The 26,798-nt window shown below is 70.2% G+C and carries 25 protein-coding genes; 18 read left to right on the plus strand and 7 right to left on the minus strand.

Annotated features, from left to right (window positions below; genetic code table 11):
* Positions 1-136 precede the first annotated feature (136 nt).
* From secY to AB0O93_RS08250, 11 genes are all read left to right on the plus strand, one after another.
* A complete protein-coding gene (secY, locus tag AB0O93_RS08200) occupies positions 137-1,459 on the plus strand; it encodes a preprotein translocase subunit SecY (RefSeq protein ID WP_353999275.1) in 1,323 nt (440 codons plus the stop codon).
* Positions 1,456-2,046 carry an adenylate kinase gene (locus AB0O93_RS08205; RefSeq protein WP_363342269.1) on the plus strand — a complete coding sequence of 197 codons (591 nt, stop codon included), beginning with the start codon at positions 1,456-1,458 and terminating at the stop codon, positions 2,044-2,046. Before secY ends, AB0O93_RS08205 begins: the two co-directional genes overlap by 4 nt.
* A 2-nt stretch (positions 2,047-2,048) precedes the next feature.
* Positions 2,049-2,888 (plus strand): type I methionyl aminopeptidase, encoded by an 840-nt coding sequence (gene map, locus AB0O93_RS08210; protein ID WP_363342271.1) that lies wholly within the window; start codon positions 2,049-2,051, stop codon positions 2,886-2,888.
* A 41-nt stretch (positions 2,889-2,929) separates the two neighbouring features.
* Complete coding sequence (locus AB0O93_RS08215) at positions 2,930-3,613, plus strand: thioredoxin domain-containing protein (RefSeq protein WP_363342273.1); 684 nt, start codon at positions 2,930-2,932, stop codon at positions 3,611-3,613.
* Between the two features lie 151 nt (positions 3,614-3,764).
* A complete protein-coding gene (gene infA / locus AB0O93_RS08220; protein WP_028496510.1) occupies positions 3,765-3,986 on the plus strand; it encodes a translation initiation factor IF-1 in 222 nt (73 codons plus the stop codon).
* A 67-nt stretch (positions 3,987-4,053) separates the two neighbouring features.
* Positions 4,054-4,170 carry a 50S ribosomal protein L36 gene (gene rpmJ / locus AB0O93_RS08225; RefSeq protein ID WP_138174654.1) on the plus strand — a complete coding sequence of 39 codons (117 nt, stop codon included), beginning with the start codon at positions 4,054-4,056 and terminating at the stop codon, positions 4,168-4,170.
* A 236-nt stretch (positions 4,171-4,406) separates the two neighbouring features.
* Positions 4,407-4,781 (plus strand): 30S ribosomal protein S13, encoded by a 375-nt coding sequence (gene rpsM, locus AB0O93_RS08230; RefSeq protein WP_053546357.1) that lies wholly within the window; start codon positions 4,407-4,409, stop codon positions 4,779-4,781.
* 31 nt (positions 4,782-4,812) lie between these two features.
* Entirely contained in the window at positions 4,813-5,211 is a 399-nt protein-coding gene (gene rpsK, locus AB0O93_RS08235) for a 30S ribosomal protein S11 (RefSeq protein WP_013583990.1), read from the plus strand.
* A gap of 138 nt (positions 5,212-5,349) precedes the next feature.
* On the plus strand, positions 5,350-6,339 hold the full coding sequence (locus AB0O93_RS08240) for a DNA-directed RNA polymerase subunit alpha (RefSeq protein ID WP_053546356.1): 990 nt from the start codon (positions 5,350-5,352) through the stop codon (positions 6,337-6,339).
* 46 nt (positions 6,340-6,385) lie between these two features.
* On the plus strand, positions 6,386-6,940 hold the full coding sequence (rplQ, locus tag AB0O93_RS08245; protein WP_363342276.1) for a 50S ribosomal protein L17: 555 nt from the start codon (positions 6,386-6,388) through the stop codon (positions 6,938-6,940).
* Positions 6,941-7,012: 72 nt separating this feature from the next.
* A complete protein-coding gene (locus AB0O93_RS08250) occupies positions 7,013-7,969 on the plus strand; it encodes a GNAT family N-acetyltransferase (RefSeq protein ID WP_363342278.1) in 957 nt (318 codons plus the stop codon).
* A 19-nt stretch (positions 7,970-7,988) separates the two neighbouring features.
* Here AB0O93_RS08250 and AB0O93_RS08255 read toward each other — a convergent pair whose 3' ends face one another.
* Positions 7,989-9,932 (minus strand): acyltransferase family protein, encoded by a 1,944-nt coding sequence (locus AB0O93_RS08255; RefSeq protein ID WP_363342280.1) that lies wholly within the window; start codon positions 9,930-9,932, stop codon positions 7,989-7,991.
* Between the two features lie 141 nt (positions 9,933-10,073).
* Between AB0O93_RS08255 and AB0O93_RS08260 the strand changes: the two genes are divergently transcribed.
* Both AB0O93_RS08260 and AB0O93_RS08265 read left to right on the plus strand, forming a co-directional pair.
* Positions 10,074-10,934: a universal stress protein gene (locus tag AB0O93_RS08260; protein WP_363342282.1), complete on the plus strand. Its 861-nt coding sequence runs from the start codon at positions 10,074-10,076 to the stop codon at positions 10,932-10,934.
* A gap of 44 nt (positions 10,935-10,978) precedes the next feature.
* A complete protein-coding gene (locus AB0O93_RS08265) occupies positions 10,979-11,596 on the plus strand; it encodes a hypothetical protein (RefSeq protein WP_363342284.1) in 618 nt (205 codons plus the stop codon).
* Here the strand turns inward: AB0O93_RS08265 and AB0O93_RS08270 are convergent.
* Positions 11,574-12,746 (minus strand): hypothetical protein, encoded by a 1,173-nt coding sequence (locus AB0O93_RS08270; RefSeq protein ID WP_363342286.1) that lies wholly within the window; start codon positions 12,744-12,746, stop codon positions 11,574-11,576. The two genes, AB0O93_RS08265 and AB0O93_RS08270, sit on opposite strands and share 23 nt — an antisense overlap.
* Positions 12,746-14,377: an ATP-binding protein gene (locus tag AB0O93_RS08275; protein WP_363342288.1), complete on the minus strand. Its 1,632-nt coding sequence runs from the start codon at positions 14,375-14,377 to the stop codon at positions 12,746-12,748. The genes AB0O93_RS08270 and AB0O93_RS08275 overlap by 1 nt, the downstream gene beginning before the upstream one ends.
* A gap of 98 nt (positions 14,378-14,475) precedes the next feature.
* Between AB0O93_RS08275 and AB0O93_RS08280 the strand changes: the two genes are divergently transcribed.
* The gene (locus tag AB0O93_RS08280; protein ID WP_363342290.1) at positions 14,476-15,957 is read left to right on the plus strand and encodes a glycosyltransferase; all 1,482 of its coding nucleotides are present in this window, start codon (positions 14,476-14,478) and stop codon (positions 15,955-15,957) included.
* A 35-nt stretch (positions 15,958-15,992) separates the two neighbouring features.
* Here AB0O93_RS08280 and AB0O93_RS08285 read toward each other — a convergent pair whose 3' ends face one another.
* Entirely contained in the window at positions 15,993-16,973 is a 981-nt protein-coding gene (locus tag AB0O93_RS08285) for a response regulator transcription factor (protein ID WP_363342292.1), read from the minus strand.
* A gap of 173 nt (positions 16,974-17,146) precedes the next feature.
* The gene (locus tag AB0O93_RS08290; RefSeq protein ID WP_363342294.1) at positions 17,147-18,151 is read right to left on the minus strand and encodes a glycoside hydrolase family 6 protein; all 1,005 of its coding nucleotides are present in this window, start codon (positions 18,149-18,151) and stop codon (positions 17,147-17,149) included.
* A 37-nt stretch (positions 18,152-18,188) separates the two neighbouring features.
* On the opposite strand from AB0O93_RS08290, the gene truA reads away from it, so the two are divergent.
* From truA to AB0O93_RS08310, 4 genes are all read left to right on the plus strand, one after another.
* Positions 18,189-19,028, plus strand: coding sequence for a tRNA pseudouridine(38-40) synthase TruA (truA, locus tag AB0O93_RS08295; RefSeq protein WP_363342296.1), 840 nt, complete (start codon positions 18,189-18,191; stop codon positions 19,026-19,028).
* Positions 19,029-19,117: 89 nt separating this feature from the next.
* Positions 19,118-19,840 carry an endonuclease/exonuclease/phosphatase family protein gene (locus AB0O93_RS08300; protein ID WP_363342298.1) on the plus strand — a complete coding sequence of 241 codons (723 nt, stop codon included), beginning with the start codon at positions 19,118-19,120 and terminating at the stop codon, positions 19,838-19,840.
* Positions 19,841-19,928: 88 nt separating this feature from the next.
* Positions 19,929-22,259, plus strand: coding sequence for a glycosyltransferase family 2 protein (locus AB0O93_RS08305; RefSeq protein WP_363342300.1), 2,331 nt, complete (start codon positions 19,929-19,931; stop codon positions 22,257-22,259).
* A complete protein-coding gene (locus AB0O93_RS08310; RefSeq protein WP_363342302.1) occupies positions 22,256-23,830 on the plus strand; it encodes a carbohydrate-binding protein in 1,575 nt (524 codons plus the stop codon). Before AB0O93_RS08305 ends, AB0O93_RS08310 begins: the two co-directional genes overlap by 4 nt.
* Positions 23,831-23,892: 62 nt before the next feature.
* Here AB0O93_RS08310 and AB0O93_RS08315 read toward each other — a convergent pair whose 3' ends face one another.
* Positions 23,893-25,734, minus strand: coding sequence for an amidase family protein (locus AB0O93_RS08315; RefSeq protein WP_363342304.1), 1,842 nt, complete (start codon positions 25,732-25,734; stop codon positions 23,893-23,895).
* Positions 25,735-25,796: 62 nt separating this feature from the next.
* Positions 25,797-26,555, minus strand: a complete 759-nt coding sequence (locus AB0O93_RS08320) for a cohesin domain-containing protein (RefSeq protein ID WP_363342306.1) — start codon at positions 26,553-26,555, stop codon at positions 25,797-25,799.
* Positions 26,556-26,798 lie beyond the last annotated feature (243 nt).

Raw genomic sequence — 26,798 nt, forward strand, 5'->3', positions numbered from 1 at the left:
TCGGGGGTCGGAGAGTTTCTCCGGCCCCCGTTGTCGTCCCCGGCGAGATCCGACGCTGACGCGTGCGGGACCGGCTGGGCTAGTCTTGTGACGGTGCGCCTGCGAGCGCGCCGTCATCCCCACTGGAGGAACGCTCTTGTTCAGCGCCATCGCGCGGATCTTCCGCACCCCCGACCTGAGGCGGAAGATCGGCTTCACCCTGGGCATCATCGTGCTGTATCGGCTCGGTGCCCACGTCCCGACGCCGTTCGTCGACTTCCCGAACGTCCAGTCGTGCCTGGCGCAGTCCGGAGGCACCGACGGTCTGCTGTCGCTGGTGAACCTGTTCTCCGGCGGCGCCCTGCTGCAGCTGTCGATCTTCGCCCTGGGCGTCATGCCCTACATCACGGCGACGATCATCACGCAGCTCCTGCGCGTGGTCATCCCGCACTTCGAGACCCTCTACAAGGAGGGGCAGGCGGGCCAGTCGAAGCTGACCCAGTACACCCGCTACCTCACCATCGCCCTGGCGCTGCTGCAGTCCACGACCCTGGTCACCGTCGCCCGGTCCGGTCAGCTCTTCGGCGTCACCGGCATCCCCGAGTGCGAGCAGCTCCTCACCAACGACGTGTGGTGGGCGCAGCTCCTCATGATCATCACCATGACCGCCGGCACCGGCCTCATCATGTGGTTCGCCGAGCTCGTCACCGAGCGCGGCATCGGTAACGGCATGTCGCTGCTGATCTTCACCTCGATCGCGGCCACGTTCCCGTCGGCCCTCGGCTCCATCTGGCTGGCCCGCGGCTTCGAGGTCTTCCTCCTCGTGATCGCCGTCGGCGTCGTGGTGATCGCCCTGGTCGTCTTCGTCGAGCAGTCCCAGCGCCGCATCCCCGTCCAGTACGCCAAGCGCATGGTCGGACGCCGCACCTACGGCGGGACGAACACCTACATCCCGATCAAGGTCAACATGGCCGGCGTCGTGCCCGTCATCTTCGCCTCCTCGCTGTTGTACATCCCCGCGCTCATCGCGCAGTTCAACCAGCCGCAGCCGGGTGAGGAGATCCCCGGGTGGGTCGCGTGGATCCAGCAGTACTTCACCAACGGCGACAGCTGGATCTACATGCTCGTGTACTTCCTGCTGATCATCGGCTTCACCTACTTCTACGTCGCGATCACCTTCAACCCGGTCGACGTCGCCGACAACATGAAGAAGTACGGCGGGTTCATCCCCGGCATCCGTGCGGGGCGTCCGACGGCCGAGTACCTGGACTACGTCCTCACGCGCATCACGGCGCCCGGGTCGATCTACCTCGGTCTGATCGCGCTCCTGCCGCTGATCGCGCTGGCGACCGTCGGTGCGAACCAGAACTTCCCCTTCGGCGGCGCCTCGATCCTCATCATCGTGGGCGTGGGGCTCGAGACCGTGAAGCAGATCGACGCGCAGCTGCAGCAGCGTCACTACGAAGGGCTTCTGCGATGACCGCGCGTCTGCTGATCGTCGGGCCGCAGGGCTCGGGCAAGGGCACCCAGGGGGTGCGGATCGCGGAGGCCTTCGGCATCCCGGCGATCTCGACCGGCGACATGTTCCGCGCCGCCGTCTCCGGCGGGTCGGAGCTCGGAGAGCGGGTCAAGGCGATCATCGAAGCCGGTGATCTCGTTCCGGACGAGCTCACCAGCGCCGTGGTCCGCGAACGCCTGTCGGAAGGAGACGCCGCCGGCGGATTCCTCCTCGACGGCTACCCCCGCAACCTCGGACAGGTCGGCGACCTCGACGCGTTCCTCACCGACCGCGGCGAGCAGCTGGACGCCGTCATCGAACTCGACGTCCCCCGCGAGGAGAGCATCGCGCGGCTGTCGCAGCGCGCCGCCGAGCAGGGGCGCAGCGACGACACCGAGGAGATCATCGCGAACCGCCTCGCGATCTACGAGCGGGAGACCGCCCCGATCCTCGACGTGTACCGCGAGCGCGGTGCGGTCGTGGCGATCGACGGCGTCGGCTCCCTCGACGAGATCACCGAGCGCATCGTCTCCGCCCTCGAGGCACGCGGTCTCGCGCGCGTCGGCTGACCGTGGTGCTGCGCCGTTCCATCTACAAGTCGCCCGCTCAGCTGCGGGCGATGATCGAGCCGGGGCTCATCACCGCCGCGGCGTTGGACGCCGTCCGCGAAATCGTCGCGCCGGGCGTCACCACGGGTGAGCTGGATGCCGTCGCCGCACGCGTGATCGCCGAGCGCGGCGCGACGAGCAACTTCCAGCTGGTCCGGGGCTACCGGCACACCATCTGCGCGTCGGTGAACGAGCAGGTCGTGCACGGCATCCCGGGGGAGCGGGCGCTGGAGCCCGGCGACATCCTCTCCGTCGACTGCGGAGCGCTCTTCAAGGGGTGGAACGGCGACTCCGCCTTCACGGTGGTTCTGGACGACCCGACTCGACCGGACGTCGTCGCCGAGCGCGAGCGGTTGTCGGAGGTCACGCGCGGATCGCTGTGGGCGGGTATCGCAGCCCTCGCGTCGGCGCGTCATCTCGGGAAGATCGGTGCGGCGATCGAGGGATACATCGAGACGCACGCGCCCGACGGCGGGTACGGGATCCTCCGCGACTATGTGGGTCACGGCATCGGACGCAAGATGCACGAGTCTCCGTCGGTGTTCAACTACCGCGTCGACGACGAGGGTCCCGAAGTGCGCCCGGGACTGGTCGTCGCGATCGAGCCCATGGTCGTCATCGGCGACCAGGAGACCGACGTCGAGGACGACGGCTGGACGGTGTCGACCGTCGACGGCACGGCCGGCTCACACTGGGAACATAGCGTCGCCGTGCATGATGGCGGAGTGTGGGTGCTGACGGCGCCCGACGGCGGCGCCGAGGCGCTCGCGCCGTTCGGCGTCACCCCACAGCCGATCGCCTGAGTCCCGGCGTTCGGTTCGACGAGGTTCGGAAGAGGAAGATGATGGCTGCTGCCGCGCGCAAGGTCAATTGGTTCGCCGTGTGGGTCAGTGCGGCCGTGGTGGTGGCGATCGTCGCCGTCGGCGGCCTCGTCGTGGTGCTGAACAACGCCGCGACCGGTCCGGGGGAGGCGCCGCAGGCGGCGAACGTCGATGCCGAGACGGGGGCGATCTCCGTCGGGGACGGCGAGAACACCCTCGCCACCTACATCGACTTCATGTGCCCGGTGTGCGGCGACTTCGAGGCCGCCTACGGTCCCGAGATCGACGGGCTCGTCGAAGACGGCTCGACCACGCTCGAGATCCACCCGATCTCGATCCTCGACCGGGTGTCTCAGGGGACGGAGTTCTCCACCCGCGCCGCCAACGCGATGTACTGCGTCGCGGTGGCGGACGAGGACGCCGCCCTCCCGTTCCTGCAGGCGATGTTCGCGGCGCAGCCGGCCGAGGGGAGCGCCGGGCTCACGGATGACGAGATCCTCTCGATCGCCTCGTCCGTCGGCGTCGACGGGGTCGACGCGTGCGTGACCGATCAGACCTACTCCCGCTACGTCGGTTCGATCACGCAGGAGACCCCCGTCCAGCCGGGCGCCGCCGGGATCGCGACGCCGACCCTGACCGTTAACGGCGAGGTGATCTCCAACTCCGAGATCCCCGCGCCGGGTCAGCTCGCGACGCTCTTCGGCTGATCGGGTGTGAGAGGATGCGGCCCCCATTTGCCGCGGCATCCACTATCACGTATGCTTGATCTTTGGTGCGTTGCGCCTTCATCGGCGTGTCCACAGCACCGACTCCCATCCACCGCAGACCGACCGGTCTGCACGAAGTGTTAGCGAGCGTATGGCGAAGAAAGACGGTGTCATCGAGATCGAGGGTGTGATCTCCGAGGCCCTGCCCAACGCGATGTTCCGCGTCGAGCTGACCAACGGACACAAGGTCCTCGCAACGATCTCCGGCAAGATGCGGCAGAACTACATCCGCATCATCCCCGAGGACCGTGTCGTCGTGGAGCTGTCGCCCTACGACCTCACCCGCGGACGCATCGTCTACCGCTACCGCTAGACCGGTCGAGAAGTAACGCCTCCGCGGGCCCTGCCGGCGGAGGCGAAGACAGCGAAGAGAAGAAATCATGAAGGTCAACCCCTCGGTCAAGCCCATCTGCGACCACTGCAAGATCATCCGTCGCCACGGGCGCGTCATGGTGATCTGCAAGTCCAACCCGCGTCACAAGCAGCGCCAGGGCTGACGCGAGTCGGATCACCGCGGCACAGCCGCGCTGATGCGACTCGGGTCAGGATCGAGTGCCGCGCCTCCGGCGCGGTGTATCGAGATCTAGCCCCCGCAGCCCCCGCCGCCCCGGCTCACACCCACAACTGAACACATCCGGCAGTATCAGAACCCGCGCAGCGGGGGACACCTCGGGACGAAGGCCCGGGCACCGATGCTGCTCCACACCTTCGCACGACTCCTCAGGAGAACGACATGGCACGTCTTGCCGGCGTCGACATCCCGCGCGACAAGCGCGTGGTGATTGCGCTCACCTACATCTACGGCATCGGCCGTACCCGCTCGCACGAGGTCCTCGCCGCCACCGGCATCGACCACGACATCCGCGTGAAGGACCTCACCGACGACCAGCTCGTCGCCCTCCGCGACCAGATCGAAGGCACCTACAAGGTGGAGGGTGACCTCCGTCGCGAGGTCGCCGCCGACATCCGCCGCAAGGTCGAGATCGGTTCCTACGAAGGCCTGCGTCACCGCCGTGGGCTCCCCGTGCGCGGTCAGCGCACGAAGACCAACGCGCGCACCCGCAAGGGCCCCAAGCGCACCGTCGCCGGCAAGAAGAAGGCGCGCTAAGCGCGGCCCCAGGGTTTAGGAGAACACGCACATGGCACAGGCCAAGTCCGCAGCGCGCAAGCCGCGCCGCAAGGAGAAGAAGAACATCGCCGTGGGTCAGGCCCACATCAAGTCGACGTTCAACAACACCATCGTCTCGATCACCGACCCGTCGGGCGCCGTGATCAGCTGGGCGTCCTCGGGTGGCGTCGGCTTCAAGGGCTCGCGCAAGTCGACCCCGTACGCCGCCGGTATGGCCGCGGAGTCCGCCGCCCGCCAGGCGCAGGAGCACGGCGTCAAGAAGGTCGACGTCTTCGTCAAGGGACCGGGTTCGGGTCGCGAGACCGCGATCCGTTCGCTGACCGCTGCCGGCCTCGAGGTCGGTTCGATCCAGGACGTCACCCCCCAGGCCCACAACGGCTGCCGTCCCCCGAAGCGCCGCCGCGTCTGACATTCCTTTCCGTTCCGTTCCGCCGTCGCGCGGCGATGCACGTCGCCCGCGCGACGGCGGAACGGGACTCGAGAACAACTCAACACCTCATTCACCGCACGTGTCATATAGCGGGCACGTGATCGAAAGGAACACATCGTGCTCATCGCACAGCGTCCCACTCTGACCGAGGAGAAGATCGGGGAGTTCCGCAGCCGGTTCATCATCGAGCCCCTGGAGCCCGGCTTCGGCTACACGATCGGCAACGCGCTGCGCCGCAGCCTGTTGTCGTCGATCCCCGGTGCCGCCGTCACCTCGATCCGCATCGACGGCGTCCTCCACGAGTTCAGCACCATCCCCGGTGTCAAGGAGGATGTCACCGAGATCATCCTCAACATCAAGCAGCTGGTCGTCTCCAGCGAGCGCGACGAGCCGATCACGGCGTACCTGCGCAAGACCGGTTCCGGCGAGGTCACCGCGGCGGACATCTCCGCTCCCGCCGGTGTCGAGGTGCACAACCCCGACCTGGTCATCGCGACCCTCAACGACACGGCCCGCTTCGAGCTGGAGCTGACGATCGAGCGTGGCCGCGGCTACGTCTCGGCCACGCAGAACCGCAACGAGTACGCCGAGGCCGGTCAGATCCCGATCGACTCGATCTACTCGCCGGTCCTGAAGGTCAGCTACCGCGTCGACGCCACCCGTGCGGGTGAGCGCACCGACTTCGACAAGCTGATCCTGGATGTCGAGAGCAAGGCGTCGATGGCTCCGCGCGACGCCGTGGCGTCCGCCGGTCGCACCCTCACCGAGCTGTTCGGTCTCGCCCGCGAGCTGAACGTCGAGGCCGAAGGTATCGAGATCGGTCCCGCCCCCGTCGAGCAGGTGCTCTCCAACGAGCTCTCGATGCCCATCGAGGACCTCGACCTCTCGGTGCGCTCCTACAACTGCCTCAAGCGCGAGGGCATCAACACCGTCTCCGAGCTGGTCGCCCTCTCCGAGACGCAGCTGATGAACATCCGCAACTTCGGCCAGAAGTCGGTCGACGAGGTGCGCGACAAGCTCGTTTCGCTCGGGCTGTCGCTGAAGGACTCGGTTCCCGGGTTCGACGGCGCGCACTTCTACGGCGGCTACGACGACGAGAACGCCTGAGTCTCCCGGCTCACCTGACCGACTTTTCCCACTGGAGTAATCGAAAATGCCCAAGCCCACGAAGGGACCCCGCCTCGGAGGCGGACCCGCACACGAGCGTCTTCTGCTGGCGAACCTGGCCGCGGCCCTGTTCACGCACAAGTCCATCAAGACCACGGAGACCAAGGCGAAGCGCCTGCGTCCGCTGGCCGAGCGCCTCATCACGTTCGCCAAGCGCGGCGACCTGCACGCGCGTCGTCGGGTGCTCAGCGTCATCGGCGACAAGGAAGTCGTGCACGTCCTCTTCACCGAGATCGCGCCGCTCGTGGCCGACCGTGAGGGTGGCTACACGCGCATCACCAAGGTCGGCAACCGCAAGGGCGACAACGCCCCCATGGCCGTCATCGAGCTCGTCCTCGAGCCGGTGAAGCCGAAGGCCAAGGCCACCAAGCGCTCGGCTGCTCCGGCTGCCGCCGCCGAGGAGACCGCCGCCGAGGAGACCCCGGCCGCCGAGGAGTCTGCTGCGGGCGACACCGCCGCCGACGCCGGCGCGGAGTCGCCGGAGGAGGGCGCCGCTGCCGAGGCCGCCGCCGAGGACGCGGTCCAGGACGACAAGGCCTGACACCGCTCCACACCTACGCACGAGACCCGCATCCCTGTTCAGGGGTGCGGGTCTCTTGCGTAGGCTCGAGGGATGACGATTCGCCTGCGCTCCGCCACCGTCGCCGACCTCGACGGGATCCACGCCGTGGTCGTCGCCGCCGACCGGATCGACCACCCCACGTGGGTGACACCGCGCGAAGACCTCGCGGACGTCTTCGAGCTGTCCCATGTCGATCCCGCGCTCGACACCCGCGTGGCCGTCGACTCGGACGACGAGATCATCGGGTTCGCGTGGGCCATGGTGCACCCGGACACGACCACCGGCATCCACGGATACCTTCACGGGACCGTGCACCCGGACCGGCGACGGCAGGGCATCGGCCGCGAACTGCTGGCGTGGAGCCACGACCGCACCCGCGAGCTCATCGCCGCCACCGGGGCGCCGGGGCCCGCGGCGATCTTCCAGTACGTCGACGAGACGAACACGGATGCCGCGCGCCTGGGGGAGCGGCGGGGCCTGCGCACGGAGCGCTGGTTCAGCTCGATGCAGCGCGACCTGTCCGAGCCCGCGGCGGAGGCGGCGGCGCCCGACGGTGTCGACCTCGTTCCCTACAGCCCCGAACGGTCGGAGGACGTGCGCCTCGCGCGCAACGACGCCTTCCGCGACCACTGGGGGAGCCTCCCGAGCACGGTGGAGCGCTGGACGAAGTTCGTCGACGGACCCTTCCTCCGGCCCGACCTCTCGACGCTGGCTCTGCGGGACGGTCGTGTCGTGGCCTTCTGCCTGGCATCGGTCAACGAGGAGGACTGGGCGGCCCTCGGCGCCCCGAACACCTACATCGACCTCATCGGCGTCGTTCGCGACGAGCGGGGGAGGGGGCTCGCCCCCGCCGTGATCGCCCGCACCCTCAGCGCCGCCCGCGACGCCGGGCTCGAGCAGGCCGTCCTCGACGTCGACACCGCGAGTAAGACCGGCGCGAACACGCTCTACGAGCGGCTCGGCTTCCGCGCGACGCACCGCCAGCGCGCCCTCGTCGAACGCTTCTGACCTGACGCCGCCGCGTCCGTCACTGCGGGATGCGGACCTCGGCGTGGTGCAGACGGCGGTACTCGCGCATCTGCGCGTCGTGCTCCGCGGCCGCGCGGGCGTGCTCGACGGCGGTGACGCCCGCCTCGACCGTCCGGGCGAACAGCCGGCCGCCCTCCTCGCCCGGGTGGATGCGGTCGCCGGCCAGCAGATCCTCGCGTGGTGCGATCGCGCTCGACCAGTCGGCGACGCTCACGCGGGGATGCGCGGCGGCGAACGCCTCGAGGTCGGCGTTCACCTGCGGGATCCACTCCCGCGGCGCATAGGCGTTGACGAGGATGACGTCGCGCTCGGGGCCGGCGATGTCGACCATCCGCTGCAGGACGCCGGCATCGACCGGGCCGTTGGTTCCGAGCGCGAGGACCACGTAACGCCGCAGCTGGCCCTGCGCGGCGAGGGACTCCAGGATGCCGGGCCCGGCCCACACCGACCGCGAGACGGCGGCATCCACCTGGATGCCCGGGAGCTCCTCGAGGAGTCCGGGGACGGCGGCGAGCATGACGGAGTCGCCGACGGCGGTGATCTCCTCCCCGGCGACGGGCGTCGGTGAGGGCGCGCTCACGGCGGGGGTGAGCGGTGTCACAGCGGATCGGGACGGCGCGGGACGGGGGGAGGTCTCCTCAGCCGCCTCGAGCGCGGCGGCGCCCGCGGCGACCACCGCCTCGGAGGAGGTCTCGCCGGGTGCCGCTGCCAGAGCCGCGCTCGAGCCGCCGAGGAACAGGACCGTGACCGCGACCGCGCCGACCGCCCGCGCCCGCACGCGTGCCGAGCCGCGCAGAGCGGCGCGCAGGCGTCGCGCGGTGCCTCGGAAGCCGTCGCGGCGCAGCGGCGTCTCCACGAACCGGTAGGAGAGCTCGGCGGCGGCCAGGGTGACCAGGAGGACACCCACGCCCACCGCGAGGGGAACGCCGGCCTCGGGCCCCGTGCCGCGCAGCCACGCGAGCGCGAGGACGAGGAGCGGCCAGTGCCACAGATAGATGCCGTAGGACCGGTCGCCGATCCACCGCAGCGGCGCGACATCGAGCACGACGCCGACGCGGGATCCGGGAACCGCGGCCGACAGGATCGCCACCGCCGTCAGGGCGCTGGCGGCGAGGAGGACGCCCGGGAAGGTCGCGATGCCGTCACCCGGGGGGAGGAGGGCGAGAGCGATCACGCCGCCGACGGCGATCGCGCCCGCGCCCGTGGCGAGCCCCCCGCGGCGCTCGCCGATCCGGTCGAGGAGGGCGGGGCGTGCACAGGCCAGGGCCACGCCGAGGAGGATGCCGAACGCGTGGGTGTCGGTGCCGAAGTACGCGCGGGTCACGGCATCCGAGAAGGCGGTCATCGCCGTTCCCGCACCGCCGGAGACCATGATCGCCATGGCCGCCGCGCTCGCCAGGGCCAGGATCGCGGCGGCCGCGGCACGCCACGTGCGCCGCGGCAGCAGCAGGAACAGGGGCAGGATCAGCGGCCAGAGGAGGTAGAACTGCTCCTCGACGGCGAGGGACCACACGTTCCGGAAGAGCTCCGGGGTCGTCGCGGCGAAGTAGCCGGTATCGCCGGCCAGGGCGAGCCAGTTGTAGCTGAAGGTGAGGGCGCCCGCCACCTGCCAGCCGAGTCCGCTCAGGACGTCGCCGCCGATCAGACCGGCGATGGTCGTGCAGACGGCGAGCACCACCAGCAGCGCCGGCAGCAGGCGTCGCGCGCGACGGCGCCAGAACTCGACCAGACGGATGCCGCCGGTCGCGGCGATCTCGCGCAGGAGGAGCGAGGTGATGAGGAAGCCGCTGATCACGAAGAAGACGTCCACACCGAGGAAGCCCCCCGGCAGGAGCGCCGGGCCGAACAAGTGGTAGACCACGACCAGGATCACGGCGACGGCACGCAGACCGTCCAGCCCGGCGAAGCGGGCGGCGGTCGGACGGGGCGCGGTGAACGTCATCGAGGGGGAGCGGCCGGGGTCGAAGGACGGCGCCTGTCAGTGTACGACCGGACGCTGGGAGTTCGGAGGCGACGCCGGGACCAAGGTCCCCGTGCGGCGGAGGGTGCGGACCTAGCGTGGAAGGGACCCGAGGAGGACATGATGAAGGACACCATCGTCGTCGGCGTCGCCCTTCACAGCGAGGCGGGCCGGCGCTCCGGACAGCGCGCCATCGCGTGGGCCGTCGAGCGCGCTCTCGATCGCCGCCAGCGGTTGCTGCTCTTCTCCGTCGTGGGTGGGGCCGTGGGGACGATCGGCGAGGCGAACCTGATCGAGCAGGCCGTCGACGACCTCCGCGCGCAGCTCGAGGCGCAGGCGCGCGAACTCATCACCGCGCACCCCGACCGGCTCGACGTCCGGGTCCGTGTGGACCACGGGAATCCCGTCGCGAAGCTCATCGACGCGTCGACGGATGCCGCGCTCCTCGTGATCGGCAGCGACTTCCGCGGCGACGGGGGACCCGCCCGCGGACCGCACGGCATCCGCATCGTCGCCGGATCCCATGCGCCGGTCGTGGTCGTGCCGGACGCCGACCCCGGCCCGCGATCGGGTGTCGTGGTCGGCGTGGACGGCTCGGACCTGTCCGAGCGCGCCATCGGATTCGCCGCCGCCGAGGCGGACCGGCTCGGCGAGGCCCTCGTCACCGTGATCGCGTGGAGCCCGATGGAGGTCTCGCGGCACCCGGGGCTGTACCCGCCGGAGTATCTCGACGCCCTCGCCCGGTTGGCGGAGGAGAGCCTCGGTCTCTCCCTCGCGGGCCTGTCGTCGACGTACCCGGACCTGCGCGTCGAGCGACACATCGAGCGCGGGTACCCGTCGGAGGCGATCGAGGTCTACGCGCGCCGCGCGCGTATGACGGTGCTCGGCTCGCACGGTCGCGGCGCGATCGCCCGCTTCCTGCTCGGCTCGGTCAGCGAGGAGGTGCTGCGCCGACTGCCGAGCGCGGTCGCGATCGTGCGCTGAGCGACGCCCTACACTGGCCGAAGGCCTCTCACGGACGGAAGACCATGCGCACTCCCCCGCTTCGCTTCTCGATCGCGCTCGCCGTCGCCCTCGCCACGGGTGCGACGCTGACCGGATGCGGCACACCGCCGTGGGAGGAGCCGGGCGGATCGACGTCCGCACCCACCGGCTCGCCCACCGCGACCGTTCCCGCCCCCGTCCCCAACGACCTCTCCAGCGGGTCGACGCAGCGGGAGCTCCAGGCGGGCGCCGTCTCGGCGACGGTGGACTACTGGTCGCCGCTGTCGATGGACCAGTGGACACCGGGGGCGCTGAAGCCGCTCAACATGTCGCTGACGACCACCGTGACTCCGGATGACGGCAAGAAGGTGTATCTGCAGCAGGCGAGCGTCGTGGCGATCCCCGCCACGGCCACCGGCCAGCTCGCGCCGCTCGCGGCACAGACGGATACGGCGACGGTGAACCCGGGATACCTCGTGCTGAGCCCGCAGAGCTATTCGCAGACCTTCCAGATCGGCGCGGTCCCCGAGGAGGCGGACCGGGTGATCCTGCAGATCACCTACGACTTCCTCATGCAGACCGCGCCGGATTCGGCCGACTACGCCAAGCAGACCGCCACGGATGTGCTCACGGTGGCGCTCACCGCTCCTCCAGCCCCGTGACCAGCCGCTCGATGAAGCTGCCGTCCGCGCGCTCCCACTGATCGCCCCCGCGCTCCTGCGCGACTTCGGCGGCCCCGCGGGCGATGAAGAGCAGCGCGTCGAGGTCGTATCCGCCGACGGTGGTGGAGCACCAGCCTGCGCTCGCCGACAGCTGGACCGGCAGACGCGAGTCCACCTCGAGGTCGCCCACGGTTCGCAGGAGGCGTCGCAGCAGGTCCCGGGTCGCGCCCTCGGGCCGGGCGACGAAAGCGGCGACGGCGCCCTCTGCCGCCGGTGAGACGAGGGCTCCCGCCGCGGCAGTCGCCCGCAGAGCCGCCACCATCCGGCCCGTGAGTGCGCCGATCTCCTCGGCTCCGAGCGTGGTGCGCAGCTGGGGCAGGTCGTCGAGTCGGACGATCAGCACCGAGCACACCTCACTCGTCGGGAGGGAGCGTGCCAGACGCGCGCCGGCGGCGTCGCGGAAGGCCGCGAACTCGCGGTCGATCGCGGGCGTCGAGCCGCCCGACGAGCGTCGCGCCAGCGTGAGGCCGAGGATGGCGATGAGGGCCGCCGATATGTAGACGAGCATCCCCAGGGCGGAGAGCGGGCGCGTGACGGTGAAGTCCTCGTCGATCGGACGAGTCGCCAGCCCCACCGCGGCTCCGGCGACGCCCAGCGCGACGAACAGCACCGAGACCACCCCGAAGGGCCACACGACCGGATCGCTGCGGTTCGGCATCCGGTTCCACTCCCACAGGAACAGGCCTCCGGACAGCGCTGCCAGGAGGTAGCAGACGCGGTATGCCGTGATGAACCACGCAGAGTCGGCGGCCAGGGTGAGGGTGAGCGCGATCAGCAGTGCCAGTGCGGGCCCCACCCAGATGTAGGCCCGGACGCCGCGGTGGGCGCGGAACCCGGACCACAGCGTGGCGGGGGCGCCGAGGAGGAGGCCGAGCGCGAACGCGCGGGCGGGCTCGTTCTCGGCGATCTGAGCGGCGATCACGCCGAACGTGGAGATCAGCGCCAGCGTGAACGCGTAGGTCCAGTACAGGGTCGCCCGGCTCGGGGCGCGCAGGAAGGCGATTCCCACCGTGACCGAGGTGGCCGCCGCCGCGAAGCCGGCTTGCCAGATGCCGAGGTCGGAGGAGCCGATCGTCTGCAGGACGTCCATCAGGCTCCCTCCTGGGCGGCGGCTCCGCGAGGGAGGCGGACGGTGATGACGGTGCCTTCGCCGAGTGCGCTGTCGATCGTGAGGGTGCCGCCATGCGCCTCGACGATCTCCTTCGTGATCCCGAGCCCGAGGCCGGTGCCGGCGGCGGTCTTCTTCGCCGCGGAGGTGCGGAAGTACGGGGTGAGGACGCGGGGGATGTCCTCGGGCGAGATCCCGATGCCGGTGTCGGCGATGCTCACCACCACGTCGGAGCCCTCTGCTCCCGCGGTGATCTCGACGTCACCGCCGGCGACGGTGTACTTCACGGCGTTGCTGACGAGGTTGTCGAACACCTGGCGCATCCGGAACCCGTCGACCACCGCGCGCAGGCGTCCGCTGGTCGACAGCGAGACGCGGACGTCCTTGGCACGTCCGACCTGCTCGTAGGAGGCGACCGAATCGATGAGGATCGGCTGCAGATCGGTCTCCTCCCGCGGGGAGGGGTCGACCGGGGGAGCCTCGGAACGGACCGCTGAGCGCGGGCCCAGCATCTGCTGCGTCATCTCCAGCATCCGTTCGCTGGCATCGAGGAGCTTCTGGAACCGCTCGACGGCCTTGGGCGACATGCTCTCGTCCTCGAGGGCGAGCTCGGCCGTGCCGATCATGACGGTGAGCGGATGCCGCAGCTCGTGGGAGGCGATGGCCGCGAGGCGTTCGCGCTCCCGCTGCGCCTGGGTCACGGCCGTCACGTCGTGGACGAGGAGGAGGACGGTCTCCTCCTCGTGCGCAGAGGACCGCAGGCGCTTGGCCGTGACGGACAGGGTCCGCCACTCGCCGTCGGTCGTGAAGATCCACACGCGCTGGTCGTGGAAGGTGTCGCCGCGCCGAGCCCGCGCAAGCGTGCGGTCACCGGGCGGGATCGGCATCCCGCGATATCCGGAGTACTCCACCGACCGTGCCGGCTGCTCGGGGTCGCGCGGATCGATGCCGTACAGGCGTCCGTAGGTGCTGTTGACGCTCAGCGTCGGCCCGCTCGTGGCGACACGGGCGACTCCGATGTCGACGGCGTTGAGGATCTCGTTCGTCCGCCGCTCCTGCTCGGAGCGGCGCTCGACCGTCGCGTGCAGCCGCGACGCCTGTCGCGCCATGAGGCGCCGCGACGCCCGCACCTGCCGCATCGCGAGGTGCGCCGTGATGCCGATGAAGGACAGCGTCGACACGACGATGAAGACGCGGAGCACGGTGGCGCCGGGGGTGTTGTTCAGGATCTCCAGGGCGATGAGACCGCTGATCAGCCCGAGCATGCCGGCCAGCACGGGCAAACGGAAGTGCATGCCGGCCCACATCACCGGGAACGCCCACAGGAAGCTGAGGCGCAGATCGGTGCCGAAGGCCAGCACACCGATCGCGATGGCGTCGAGGAAGGGGATCGCCAGAACCGCGAGCCGGGGCCACCGGTCCCAGGGGGCCCCGATGGTGAAGGCCGCCAGTCCGACGATCACCGCGGTGCCGATGACGAAGTGCAGCTGTCCGAAGAATGCCGGCGCGATGACCATCGCCATCAGCGCGATGGCGATCACCGCCCCGGCGAGGGAGAGCTGGGTCAGCCAGATGGAGCGGGTGCGACCCGACACGCGGATGGTGTCCCTCATCGCACCTCCCGGACGTTGCGGTCGCCTTGAGGTTTCCTTGCGGAAGCGCTCATCGTCCGTCGGCGACGCCTTGCGGTCGGGCGGGCAGAGTTGTGGGCATGACAACGACTCCCCCCACCGCCCTCGTGCGCCGTGGCGCTCTCGCCCGCACCGTCGTCGAGCACCTCGAGCCGGCCGAACCGGTCGAGCGCGAGATCGACCGGGAGTTCGAATCGGTCCTCGACGATGCGATCGTCGGACGCTCGACCATCGGATGCGTCATCCCCGCGTACAACGAGGAGGAGTCGATCGCCGACGTCATCGAGTCGCTGCTCGGTCAGACCCGCGTCCCCGACGTCATCCACGTGGTGGTCAACAACACCTCGGACAAGACCGTGAAGATCGCGTCCCGGTACAGCGGACCGCACGAGGTCGTCACCGAGCTCGGCGAGCAGTTCACCGAGGTCTTCGTCCACGACATCGGCAAGAACCCCGACAAGAAGGTCGGCGCCCTGAACTACGGCTTCGCGCTGGTGGAGGGCTACGACTACCTGCTGGGCGTCGACGGCGACACCATCGCCGACTCCCGGGCCGTGGAGTACCTCGAGAGCGAGGCGATGTCGGACAGCCGCATCGGTGGCATCTCGGCGATCTACTCGATCGACGACCGCCCCATCAAGGGCGCGATCGCGAAGTTCCTGATCTCGGGTCAGCGCACCCAGTTCGCCGCCTTCAACATGCAGAACCTCCTGCGCGGCCGCAACATGGCCGTGCTCGGCGGTCAGTTCTCGATCTTCTCCACCGCGGCCCTGCGCGATGTCATGGTGCAGAACCACCAGTCCACCCCCTGGGTGAAGGATAGCGAGGTCGAGGACTCGCTCCTGTCGCTCCAGATCAAGAGCGCCGGCTACCTCACGAAGATCAGCCCCTTCGCCCGCGCGGACGTCGGTGGCATGACCACCCTCCGCTCCTACGACGCGCAACAGGTGAAGTGGACCTACGGAGCCATCGAGCTGATGTGGCCGGGGCAGCGCGGCGACACCAAGGGCCAGCCGCTGCACCCGAACCTGCGTCTGCGCTGGTTCGAGAACATCGGCATGCTCACGAACTTCTTCGTCCGCGTCGCCTTCCTGGTCCTCCTGGCCGGCTCGCTGTCGATCGGCGCGTTCGTTTTCTCGCCGTGGTGGCTCATCCCGCCGGCGATGGCCGTCGCGCTGAACATGCGCATCGCCTTCACCATGAAGGACCGCACGGCCCGCGATGTCCTCTTCGCGGGGCTCATCGCTCCGGCCGAGGTGTTCATGTGGGTGCGCATCAGCCACTTCCTGCGCTCGTGGACCCGATTCCTCTCGCGCAAGAAGGTCGACAACTGGGCCATGCAGGCCAAGGCGGAGAAGGGCGGCGGCAGCACCTACTGGGTCCCGCTGGTGCTCCTGATCGCGTCGCTGGTCGCCATGGCCGTCATCTGGGTGATGCTCCCGCCCGTCGCGCAGTCCACCATCCTGTGGGTCGGCTGGCCGATCGTCGGCGTCATCACGGTCCTGCAGACGCTCATGATGTTCTTCAAGCTGATCCGCCGCCACCAGGGGTTCCAGGTATGAGCGCCCGGCAGGCGGGCGTCCGGGTACTCGCGGCCTCACGCCGGCGAGCCGGCCTCCGCCGTCAGGCGGTAGCCCACCCCGCGTACCGTCTCGATGTAGCGAGGGTTCGTGGGGGAGTCGCCGAGCTTGCGTCGGAGGTTGGTCATGTGGGCTTCGATGGCACGCTTGTCGGCCTCGCCCACGAAGTAGCTGGTGACGTACGACTCGCCCCGCAGGACCAGGGTGAGATCGGCTTTGGTCCGCACACGACGCTTGGACTCCATGAGGGTGGCCAAGAGGTCGAACTCTGTGCGGGTCAGATCGACTTCGCGATCGTCGATCACGACGATGCGCGAATCAGGATCGAGCGCGAGGTCGCGGTGCCGCACCGCGGCCGACCCGACGTGCTCGAGGGTGCCGTTCGAGGCAGGCGAGGTGGGGACCTCGCTACCCGACTCCGCGATCACCATGGTCGCGGAGGCCTCTGACGGCGGGGGAGGAACGGATGCCGGCACCGCCGTCGGGGAGGCGGCGGAGCCGGCATCCATCACACCGTGTCGCGCAGCGGTGTTGCGGCCGCCCGGGAACGACGGCCCGACCTGCTCCTGACGAGGAGCGGGCGGGGCCGTCGCTCCCGCGCCGGTTGCCGGCGCGGTGTCGCGGCGACGCAGGATGGCGTCCAGGCGCGCGCGCAGCTCACGCGGGCGGAACGGCTTCGTGAGGTACTCGTCGGCCCCCGATCCGAGCCCGAGGACCAGGTCGGCCTCGTCCTTGAGGCCGGTGAGCATGATGATGTACGTGTCGCTCTGTTGGCGGATCCGCCGGGCGGCCTCGAACCCGTCGATGCCCGGCATGTTGATGTCGAGCGTCGTCACCGTCGGCTGGTAGCTGATGACGGCCTGCACGCCGTCGATCCCGTTGCCGACGGAAACCGTCGAGAACCCGGCCCCCTCGAAGACTTCCACGAGAAGGTGGCGGATCTCTGCGTCGTCTTCGACGATGACCGCGGTCTTGGGGACGCCGCTGGAGTCGTTCATGGGGATCTCTCGATGGGTGTGGGGAGTGGAGCGCGGTGGGTGCCGCGGGGGTGCTGGAACACCTCAGGAGCCATGTTCAGCGCAATGGTACACAGCGGGTGTTTCCGGTGGCGCATTCGTTGTGGACCATCGGTCCACCCGACGTCAGCTTATCGGCGTCCCGGGCTCCGGTATCACAGGATGTCGCGCGTGAGTTCCACCGCGGCTTCCGGCCACCACACCCCCGCGACCGGGCCGCCGTTGCACGTGCCGTCGCTTTCGCCCGGCGGCTTGATCCACAGGTTCGTGTCGACCACGTCGTCGCCCCAGGTTCCGGCGGTCGCGCCCACACGGAGCCCCGGGACGTTGCACCACTCCGACCCCGTGTGCGGGGCGCCGTTGCGCGAGGTGTCGATCACCGCGTGCAGATCGTCGAAGCCCCACGCCTCGAGCTGACCGACGACCTGCCGCGCGTAGGCGCTTTCGTCGGCGTCGGAGTTCGCGTTCGAGACGTTGGTGGCGAATCCGCGGATCGCGCCGGGAGCGGCTTCGGCGACCTCGGCGATGAGCGTCGCCATCTCCGAGACGGACCGCCAATTCGAGTGACCCCCGTCGACGTAGACGAAGGTGTTCTCCGCCGCGAGCCGCGAGGCGGCGTCGGCGATCTGCGCCGTACGCTCCTCCGAGCGCTCGCAGTCGAGTGCCAGCGCATCGGGTTCGAGGATCACGACCGTCGATCGCGCGGGGTCGGCGGCGAGCCCGGCGGAGATGGCATCGATCCATCCGGGATACGCTTCGGCATCCAGTCCGCCGGCGGAGAAGTTGCCGCAGTCGCGATCGGGGAGTCCGTAGACGGCGAGGACGGGGGTCGCGTCCTGCGCGCGGGCCTGCGCGAGGATCCCCTCGACGGCGGCCGTCACGCTGCCGATCGGATAGGTCTCGGGGGTGAGCCACACCGCCGTGGGCTGGGCGGCGAGGTAGGCGGCGGCCTCGGTGGACGCATCCTCGCCGCCGTCGCCCGCGGCGCGGGCGGCGAAGGAATCCGGCGAGACGAAGAGAGCGTCGCCGGGAGCGGGGGGCCGCGGTCCGTCGGGGGCCGCGAAGAGCATCTGCCAGATCGCGAAGGCGGCCACGACGACTCCCACCGTTCCCAGAAGCGCCACACCCACCGTCCCGAGGAGTCGCCCGCGCTTTGTCACCCTCGGACTCTACCCGCGCCCGCCGTAGGCTGAACGGGTGCGCCTCCGACTGGACATCTCCTACGACGGCACCCATTTCCGCGGCTGGGCGCGGCAGCCGGGCCTGCGCACCGTGCAGCAGACGCTGGAGGACGCGCTCGCCCGCGTCCTCGGGGACGAGATCCGTTTGGTGGTCGCGGGGCGGACGGATGCCGGGGTGCACGCGAGCGGGCAGGTCGCACACCTGGATCTCGACGAGGTGCAGGTCGGCCGCCTCTCGCGCGGGCGCGCGCGGGAGGGAGAGGACGACGGCGGCGTCGCGGCGCTCGCCCGGCGCGTCAACGGTGCGCTCGGGGCCTACGCCGACGTCACGGTGCGGCGCGTCCGCCGCGCGCCCGACGGATTCGATGCGCGGTTCTCCCCGGTCTGGCGGCGTTACGAATATCGGATCGCCGACGACAGCTACGACCCGCTCGAGCGCCACCGCACCACTTTCGTCCGCACCCGGCTCGACGGCGACGCGATGGATGCCGCGGCCGGGTCGCTCATCGGGCTCCACGACTTCGCCGCCTACTGCAAGCCGCGCGAGGAGGCGACGACGATCCGCACCCTGCTCGCGTTCTCATGGCGGAGGGACGACGGGGGCGTCCTCCTCGCGCACGTGAAAGCCGACGCGTTCTGCCACAGCATGGTGCGCGCGCTCGTCGGGGCGTGCGTCGCCGTCGGGGAGGGGCGTCTGTCCGCCGAGGATGTCGTGCGCATCCGCGACGCCCGCGAGCGGGTGCCGGAGGTGAAGGTCCTCGCCGCGCGGGGCCTCACCCTCACCGAGGTCGGATACCCTGCCGACGATCTGCTGTCCCTCCGTGCCGAGCAGACCCGGGCCCGCCGCGAGCTCTGACACCGGCGGAGGCCGCGACCTGGGAGTACACGACGGATCCACGTGCGCGATACCCGATCGTCACGAGGGAGTCCTAGGCTGTCCCCGTCATGAAAGTCATCTCGTACAACCTGCGCAAGCACCGCGCCGCGGGAGAGCTCTCCCATCTCGTCGAGCGCCACGCGGCCGACGTGCTGTGCCTGCAGGAAGCGGACACGAAGGACATCCCCGAGCGCATCGACGGCCTGCGCCTGGCCGACTCCACCCAGCGCAACCGTTTGGGCCTGGCCGTCTACTACCGGGAGAACACCTTCCGCGCGGTGGACGTCCGCATGATGGCGCTGAAGAAGTCGCTCCACGATCGTGTGCTGAAGCCCGCCGAGGAGCGGCTGCTCGGGGTGAAGCTCTACGACATCGACGACGGGCACGAGGTGGTGGTCGCGTCGTTCCATGCGGCACCCCTGACGGCGCTCAACTCCCTCCGCCGCCACCAGATCCGCACCGCCCTGTCGGAGCTCCAGCTCATGGGCGACGGGCTCCCGACCCTCATGGTCGGCGACTACAACTACCCGGTCTTCAAGGAGAACCTCGGGCAGCGCGTCCGCGATCAGGGATACGAGCTGAATCTCAGCGATTCGCGTACCTACACCCGCTATCGCTTCTTCCGCGGCCACTACGACTTCGCCACCTCCATCGGGTTCGAAATCGATCGGGTCCGTACTCTTCCGCAGGGGGACAGCGACCACCTGCCGATCCTGGTCACGGCCCGGCCCCTGGCCCGGAAGGCCGGGAACCTCAACGCAGGGTCAAGAGAAGGCCAAGATCGGCGGTGACGCCCTGCGCGGCGGTGGTGCGGGGGCCTAGAGTCTGATCGGCCGCGACCGTGAAGCGGCTCCCTCCCCGCGAAAGTGAACACCGCCGATGGTCGATCTCGCCGACGATCCGACGCGCCTCCCCGATGAGGACAGCCCTTCGCCGGCTGTCGCGACGATCGAGGACGACGCCCCGCTCGCTGTACCCTCCGATCCGCCGAAACGGCGTCGGCGGCAATGGGGCACCGAGCGGCCACGCCCGCCGCTGCCCGCCGTGCACAGCCGTCCGTCGACCGCGAAGCTCATCTGGGGGCGGGTCGCGATCTGGGTGACGGTGTCGGTGTGGGCGCTCTACATGCTCACGGTCGCCGTGACCCTTCTGTTCGCGGGGGCCTTCGACTCCACCTGGCGTGTCATCGAGGCGGTCTCCTACCTTCTCGTCATCAGCGTGCTGACGTTCTCCGCCCTGATGTACCTCGTCGCGCGACAGGGGGCGTACGAACGCTTCGCCCGTCACCGGCGCGCGGACCGTGCGGAGCTCGATCGGCACTTCTCGCTCAGCCACGGTCCGCTCACGGTGCTCGTGCCCTCCTACGCCGAAGAGCCCTCGGTCATCCGCACGACCCTGTGGTCGGCGGCTCTGCAGGAGTACCCCTCCATGCGGGTGGTCCTGCTCATCGACGATGCCCCGGACCCGGCCGATCCGGCCGTGGCGGCCAAGCTCGACGAGACGCGCCGCATCGGACCCGAGATCACGCGGGCGCTCGCCGGCCCCGCCGCGGAGTTCCGTGACGCCCTCGCGCGATGCGAGGCCGAGATCGCGGCATCCGGACACGCCGATGAGGACCTGCTGGTCCGGCTCGTCGACGCCTACACCGCCGCGGTCGACTGGCTCCGTGCCCTCGCGGCGACGCACGGGCGCGAAGACCACGTCGACGACTTCTTCGTCGACGAGGTGGTCCTCGGTCTCGCCGACGACCTCGACGCCACGGCCGGCGCGGTCATGACCGCTCTCGACGAGGGGGCGAGCGTCCCCGCCGAGCGGGTGCGCGAGCTGTTCCGGCGCCTCGTGTGGATCTTCTCCGCAGAGGTGACCTCCTTCGAACGCAAGCGCTACGCGTCGCTGTCGCACGAGGCGAACAAGGCGATGAACCTCAACTCCTACATCGGTCTGCTCGGCGGGCGCTTCGCCGAGCAGCAGACCGAGCTGGGCCTGCTGCTGCGTCCGGTGACGACCGCCGCCGAGGCCGATCTCGACGTGCCCTACTCGGAGTTCGTCCTCACCCTCGACGCCGACTCCGTCCTGCTGCGGGACTACTGTCTGCGTCTGGTGCACTTCCTCGAGCAGCCCGAGAACGCCAAGGTGGCCGTGACCCAGACCCCGTACTCGTCGTTCCGAGGAGCGCCGACGCGCGTGGAGCGGCTCTCGGGGGCGACCACCGACGTGCAGCACATCCTCCATCAGGGGATGACCGCCCACAACGCCACCTTCTGGGTGGGCGCCAACGCGGTCATCCGCATGGAGGCGCTCGACGACATCCTCGAGATCGACACCGTCGACGGGTTCGAGGTCCGCCGCTACGTGCAGGACCGCACCGTGATCGAGGACACCGAGTCCAGCGTCGATCTCGGCGAGCACGGATGGACCCTGGTGAACTATCCCGAGCGGTTGAGCTACTCGGCCACTCCGCCCGACTTCGGGACGCTCGTCGTCCAGCGACGACGCTGGGCGAACGGCGGACTGCTGATCCTGCCGAAGTTCTGGCGGCAGATGCGCGCGCACCGTCTCGCGCACAAGCCGATGGCGATCGGCGAGATCGCGCTGCGCGCCAACTACATGGCCTCCATCGCATGGGCGAGCCTCGGCCTGGTGTTCCTTCTGGCCTACCCGTACGACAGCCGACTGGTGAGCCCTCTCGTGCTCATCGGCGCCCTTCCGTACTTCCTCGCCATGGCGAGCGACCTGCACTACTGCGGGTACAAGCGCACCGACATCTTCCGTATCTACGGATTCAACCTGATCCTGCTCCCGGTGAACATCGCGGGCGTGCTGAAGTCCATCCAGCAGGGCCTCACCGGCAAGAAGATCCCTTTCGCGCGGACGCCCAAGGTCAAAGACCGCACGGCCACGCAGCTCCTCTACGTCGTCGCGCCGTACGCGATCGTCGGGTTCTCCCTGTTCGTCGCGTGGCGCAGCTGGAGCGATGGGGCGTGGGGGACGCTCGCCTTCTCCGCGTTCAACGCGTTCTGCGGCGCTTGGGCGATCCTGGCGAACATCGGCATCCGGAACTCCATCGTCGACACCTGGATCGGACTGACCGACTGGATGTGGGTGGATGCCTCGCCCTCGGGTGCCGGCTCCGCCGACGCCGACGATGAGGGACCGGATTGGCGCACGGTTCTCCGACAGGGCCACCCGGCACCGGGGGTGCCCTCGTGAGCGCCGCGTCACGGGGACGTCACGCGGGCAAGCGGCTGTCCCCCTGGCGGGTCGGCACCGCGGTCGCCGTGGTCGTGGCAGTGATGGCGGCGCCCTTCGTCGTGAGCGCCGTGGTGGGACACCAGGCGTCCGCGCAGGCGACGGTGGCCGGGCCGCGGTGGTTCGGAGGCTACTTCGATGTGCCGGCGGCCGCGGTCTCGGACACCCCCGCCGTGGCGGAGGACGCCGCGATCGTGCTCGCGTTCGTGGTGGCGGAAGCCGAGGACGTGTGCGAGCCGACCTGGGGGACCTTCTACAGCCTCGACGAGGCCGAGCGCGAGCTGGACCTCGACCGGCGGGTGGCACGCCTGCGTCAAGGGGGAGCCGACGTCGTGGTGTCCTTCGGCGGTGCCATCAACACCGAGCTCGCCAGCGCCTGCGAGACGTCGGGCGAGGTCGCGGACGCCTATCGCGACGTCATCGACCGCTACGGAGTCGGCACCATCGACCTCGATCTGGAGTACGCCAACCTCAGCGACGAGGCCGCCGGCTACCGTCGCGCCGCCGCGGTCGCGCAGCTGCAGCGCGAGCGCGAGCGTGCGGGCGAGCCTCTGGAGGTGTGGGTGACGCTTCCGGTGGCGATGGACGGTCTCACCGAGGAGGGGCTCACGGTCGTGCGCCAGATGCTGGCGTCGGGGGTGGACCTCACCGGGGTCAACATCATGACGATGAACTACAACACCGACCTCGGCGACCGGTCGATGGGGGAGATCGCCATCGATGCGGCCACGGCGACGCGCGCGCAGCTGACGACCCTCTACGACCGGATGGACGTCGATCTCCCGTCCGAGGGGGCCTGGGCGATCCTCGGAGTCACCCCGATGATCGGCCAGAACGACATCGCCGGCGAGGTGTTCACCCTGCGCGACGCCGAGCTGTTGCACGCGTTCGCTGCCGAGCATGCGCTGGGGCGCATGTCGATGTGGTCCCTCAATCGCGATCGCACCTGCGGGCCGAACTACCCGGACATCCAGATCGTCTCGGATTCCTGCAGCGGCATCGACCAGCAGGGCGAGTCGTTCGCCGACATCCTGTCCGAGGGGTTCGACGGCATGCCGGCCGCCACGGCGGCACCGACGGCGGCACCGACCCCCGTGCCGGATGATCCGGACACGAGCCCGTATCCGATCTGGTCGCCCGACGTGTCGTACTCCAGCGGCGTCCGGGTCGTGTGGCACGGCAACGTGTACAGCGCGAAATGGTGGACGCTCGGCGGGGCCGAGCCCGACGACCCCACCCTCGCGGGAGATGAGACCGCCTGGACGCTCGTCGGCCCCGTGATGCCGAACGATGCGCCGTACGCGCCGCCCACGGCGCCCCAGGGGACCTACCCCGCATGGGAGGCGGGGAAGGTCTACACCGCCGGCGACCGCGTCCAGTTCGAGGGCACGCCGTACGTGGCGAAGTGGTGGACGCAGGGCGATGATCCCGCGGTGGGTCTCACCGACCACGACCGCTCGCCCTGGCGGGTGCTCACGCCGACACCCGCGGCGACACCCACGCCGACGCCGTCAGCGACGCCGGCGTCATGAGAACAGCCGAGGCCCCGGCATCCTGATGCGGATGCCGGGGCCTCGGAGCTCGCGGGGTGCGGTCAGTCGAGCGCCGGGTACAGCGTCGGCGACGTGCGGTGGCCGGTGGCCTGCTCGTAGTCGAACGCGAACCCGAGCAGGGTGCCCTCGGAGAAGTCGCGACCGAGGAACTCGATGTTCGCTCCACCGCCGGGGATCGGCTCACCCTCGACGGCCTGCCCCATCGGCACCGTGACCGCGGGGAGCCCGGTGTTCGGGCTCAGGCGCATGTTGCGTCCGATCGTGCCGTAGGGGTTGCCGGTCGGGTAGATCATCGCGTCGAGGCTCTCGGTCTCCATCATCGCCGTGACGATCTGCTTGCCGCGCGCGAGCTGCAGCGTGTGCGAGCCCTCCGGCCCCGCCCATGCCTCGTACTCCTCGGCGGTGACGCGCGAACGCGAGACGTAGGTGGCGTTGTTCGGGTTGCTCGCGGTGATGCCGCGGTTCGGGATGATGTTCGGCGACTCGCTGATCTGCGCGAGGCTGCGCGCGGTCACCGCGGGGTTGAGGTAGGTGTCGATGTAGATCTGCAGGTCGTGGTTGAACTCCGGGCCCGACCCGCTGCCCTCGGCGAGGATCTCGGCCCAGCCTTCGGGTGTGGAGACCTCGACGACCTCTGCCCCCTGGGCGCGGAGGTCCGCGATCGCGGCGTCGAACAGGCGCACGGTGCTGGCGTTGGAGCCGATCATCTCCGCGACGTAGCCGATCTTCGTCCCCTCCAGTGCCGTCGAGGACAGCTCCGAGGTGTACGACGCGGGGACCAGGCCGCTCTGGCGCGCGGTGACCGGATCGCCGTCGTCGATGCCGACGACCGCGTCCAGGGCGACGGCGGCGTCCACGACCGAGCGGGCCATGGGGCCACCGGTGTCCTGCGACAGCGCGAGCGGCACGATGCCGTCGCGGCTGGCGAGGCCCACGGTCGGGCGGACGCCCACGAGCTGGTTGTAGTTCGACGGGATGCGGATCGATCCGCCGGTGTCGGTGCCGAAGCCGAGGGCGGCGAGGTTCGCCGCGATCGAGGCGCCGGTGCCGCCCGAGGATCCGCCGGCGTTCCGCGCGGTGTTGTACGGGCTCGACACGTCCAGCGTCGCTCCCGCCGGCTGGCCGGCGCTGAAGGTGGAGGACAGGTTCACCGCGAACTCGTCCATGCTCGCCTTCGCGAGGATGACCGCGCCGTCGGCGCGCAGGCCCTCGACCATGAACGCGTCGGTGCTCGTCTGGTTGCCGTCCCAGCATCCGCAGCCGGCGGTGGTGGGCATGTCGAGCGTGTTGTAGTTGTCCTTCAGCGCGACGGGGATGCCGAGCAGCATGCTCGTGAGTCCCGACTCGGCGCGCACGGCGTCGGCGGCTGCGGCGGCGGCGAGCGCCGGCGCGGAGCCGACGGTGACGATGGAGTTCAGCGCCCGCTGGCCCTCGCCCTGCGCGACGCGGTCGTACGCGGCGATCCGGTCGATATAGGCCTGCGTGAGCTCGACCGAGGTGGTGACCCCGGCGTTCATCGCCGCCTGCATCTCGATCACCGACGCCTCGACCAGCTCGAACGGGCCGTCGTCGTAGATGATGCGCTGCGAGGCCGCGGCGAGGTCGGCGAGCGTGATCACGCCGTCGGTGTCGAGGTCGACCTTCGACACCGCCGCCCACCCGGCATCCGTCGACGTCGTGCCGAAGGCGGAGGCGATGACGTCGAGGTCGTCGGCGGTGACCTGGTGGTCGCCGGTCAGATCGAGCTCCGTGTAGAAGGGCATCAGGAACGGGGCGGATGCCGTGTCGTCGGCGACGGCGGTCGCGGGGAGCGTCACCGCGCCGGCCGTCAGGGTGCCGGCGATCGCGAGGGTCGCGATCGCGCGGGAGGTGGGGGTCTTCACCGCGGGGGTCCTCCGGGTCGTGGGGGCGGATGCGAGAGGGGTCGAGGAGGCGGACCGGGCGCTCATCGGGTCACCGCCCGACGGCGGAGGACGATCACGACGCCGACGGCGACGAGACCTGCGGCGAGGACACCCAGGACGATCCAGACGGCCGCGTCCTGACCGGTCACCGCGAGCGGCGGGCCGGAGGCGTCGGGAACGGGGGTGGCGTCGTCGGTCGGCGGCATCGGGGTCGCCGTCGCCGAGGAGGTGGGCGTCGGCGACGGGCTCGGCGGCTCGGGCGCGGCCGTCAGTTCGGTGGTGGCGGACACGACCGCGCCCCCGGGGAGGCCGATCGCGGCGCCGGAGGCGCTCAGGAACGTCGCGTCGGACACCGCGATCTCGGCGGTGCCACCGCCGAGGGCGGTGAACGAGAAGCTCACGAGCTCCTGCGCACCCGACAGGCCGGGTGAGGTGCCCAGGCGCGTGTGCGTGAAGGTGGCGGTGCCGGCGTCGTCGGCGACGGCGTCGAAGCCGCCGCTCGGGAAGGTGCTCTCCCCGTCGACGAGGGCGAGCAGCGCCGGGTCGTACGTGACGGCGAGCTCGTAGGCGAAGACGTCGGCGGAGGCGTCGACGGCGATGACGACCTCGACGGTGGCGCCCTCGTCCGCCGCGGCCGGCGCGGTCAGGGTGACGGCGCCGATGGTCGGCGGCGCCTCCGCCGCGACCGCGGACGGTGCGAGGGCGAGGGAGCCGCCGAGGAGGGCGGTGACGGCGGCGAGGGCCGCGACGGCGCGTGAGCGTCGTCGGAGCGGACGCCGTGCGGGGGTGTTCTCGGGCATGCGGGAGCGGGTCCTTCCGGATGGGGGATGCACCGGGCTTCGGGATGCCGCCCACCCTGGCACCGCCGGATTTCCCGACGGTTGCCCGATGTTGCGCCCCCGTGTCGCGCAGTGAGACAAAGGCGCGTCCGGCACGCCGCCTGCTGTGGCCGCGCGCGGGTTTCGCTTACGCTGGAGGCGAGGGTGTCCCCAGCATCCTCACTCCCCGTCGCCGACGGCTTGCTTCGGGTGCGAGCCCCGGCA

The organism is Microbacterium sp. NPDC077184, assembly GCF_040687055.1.
GTDB lineage: Bacteria > Actinomycetota > Actinomycetes > Actinomycetales > Microbacteriaceae > Microbacterium.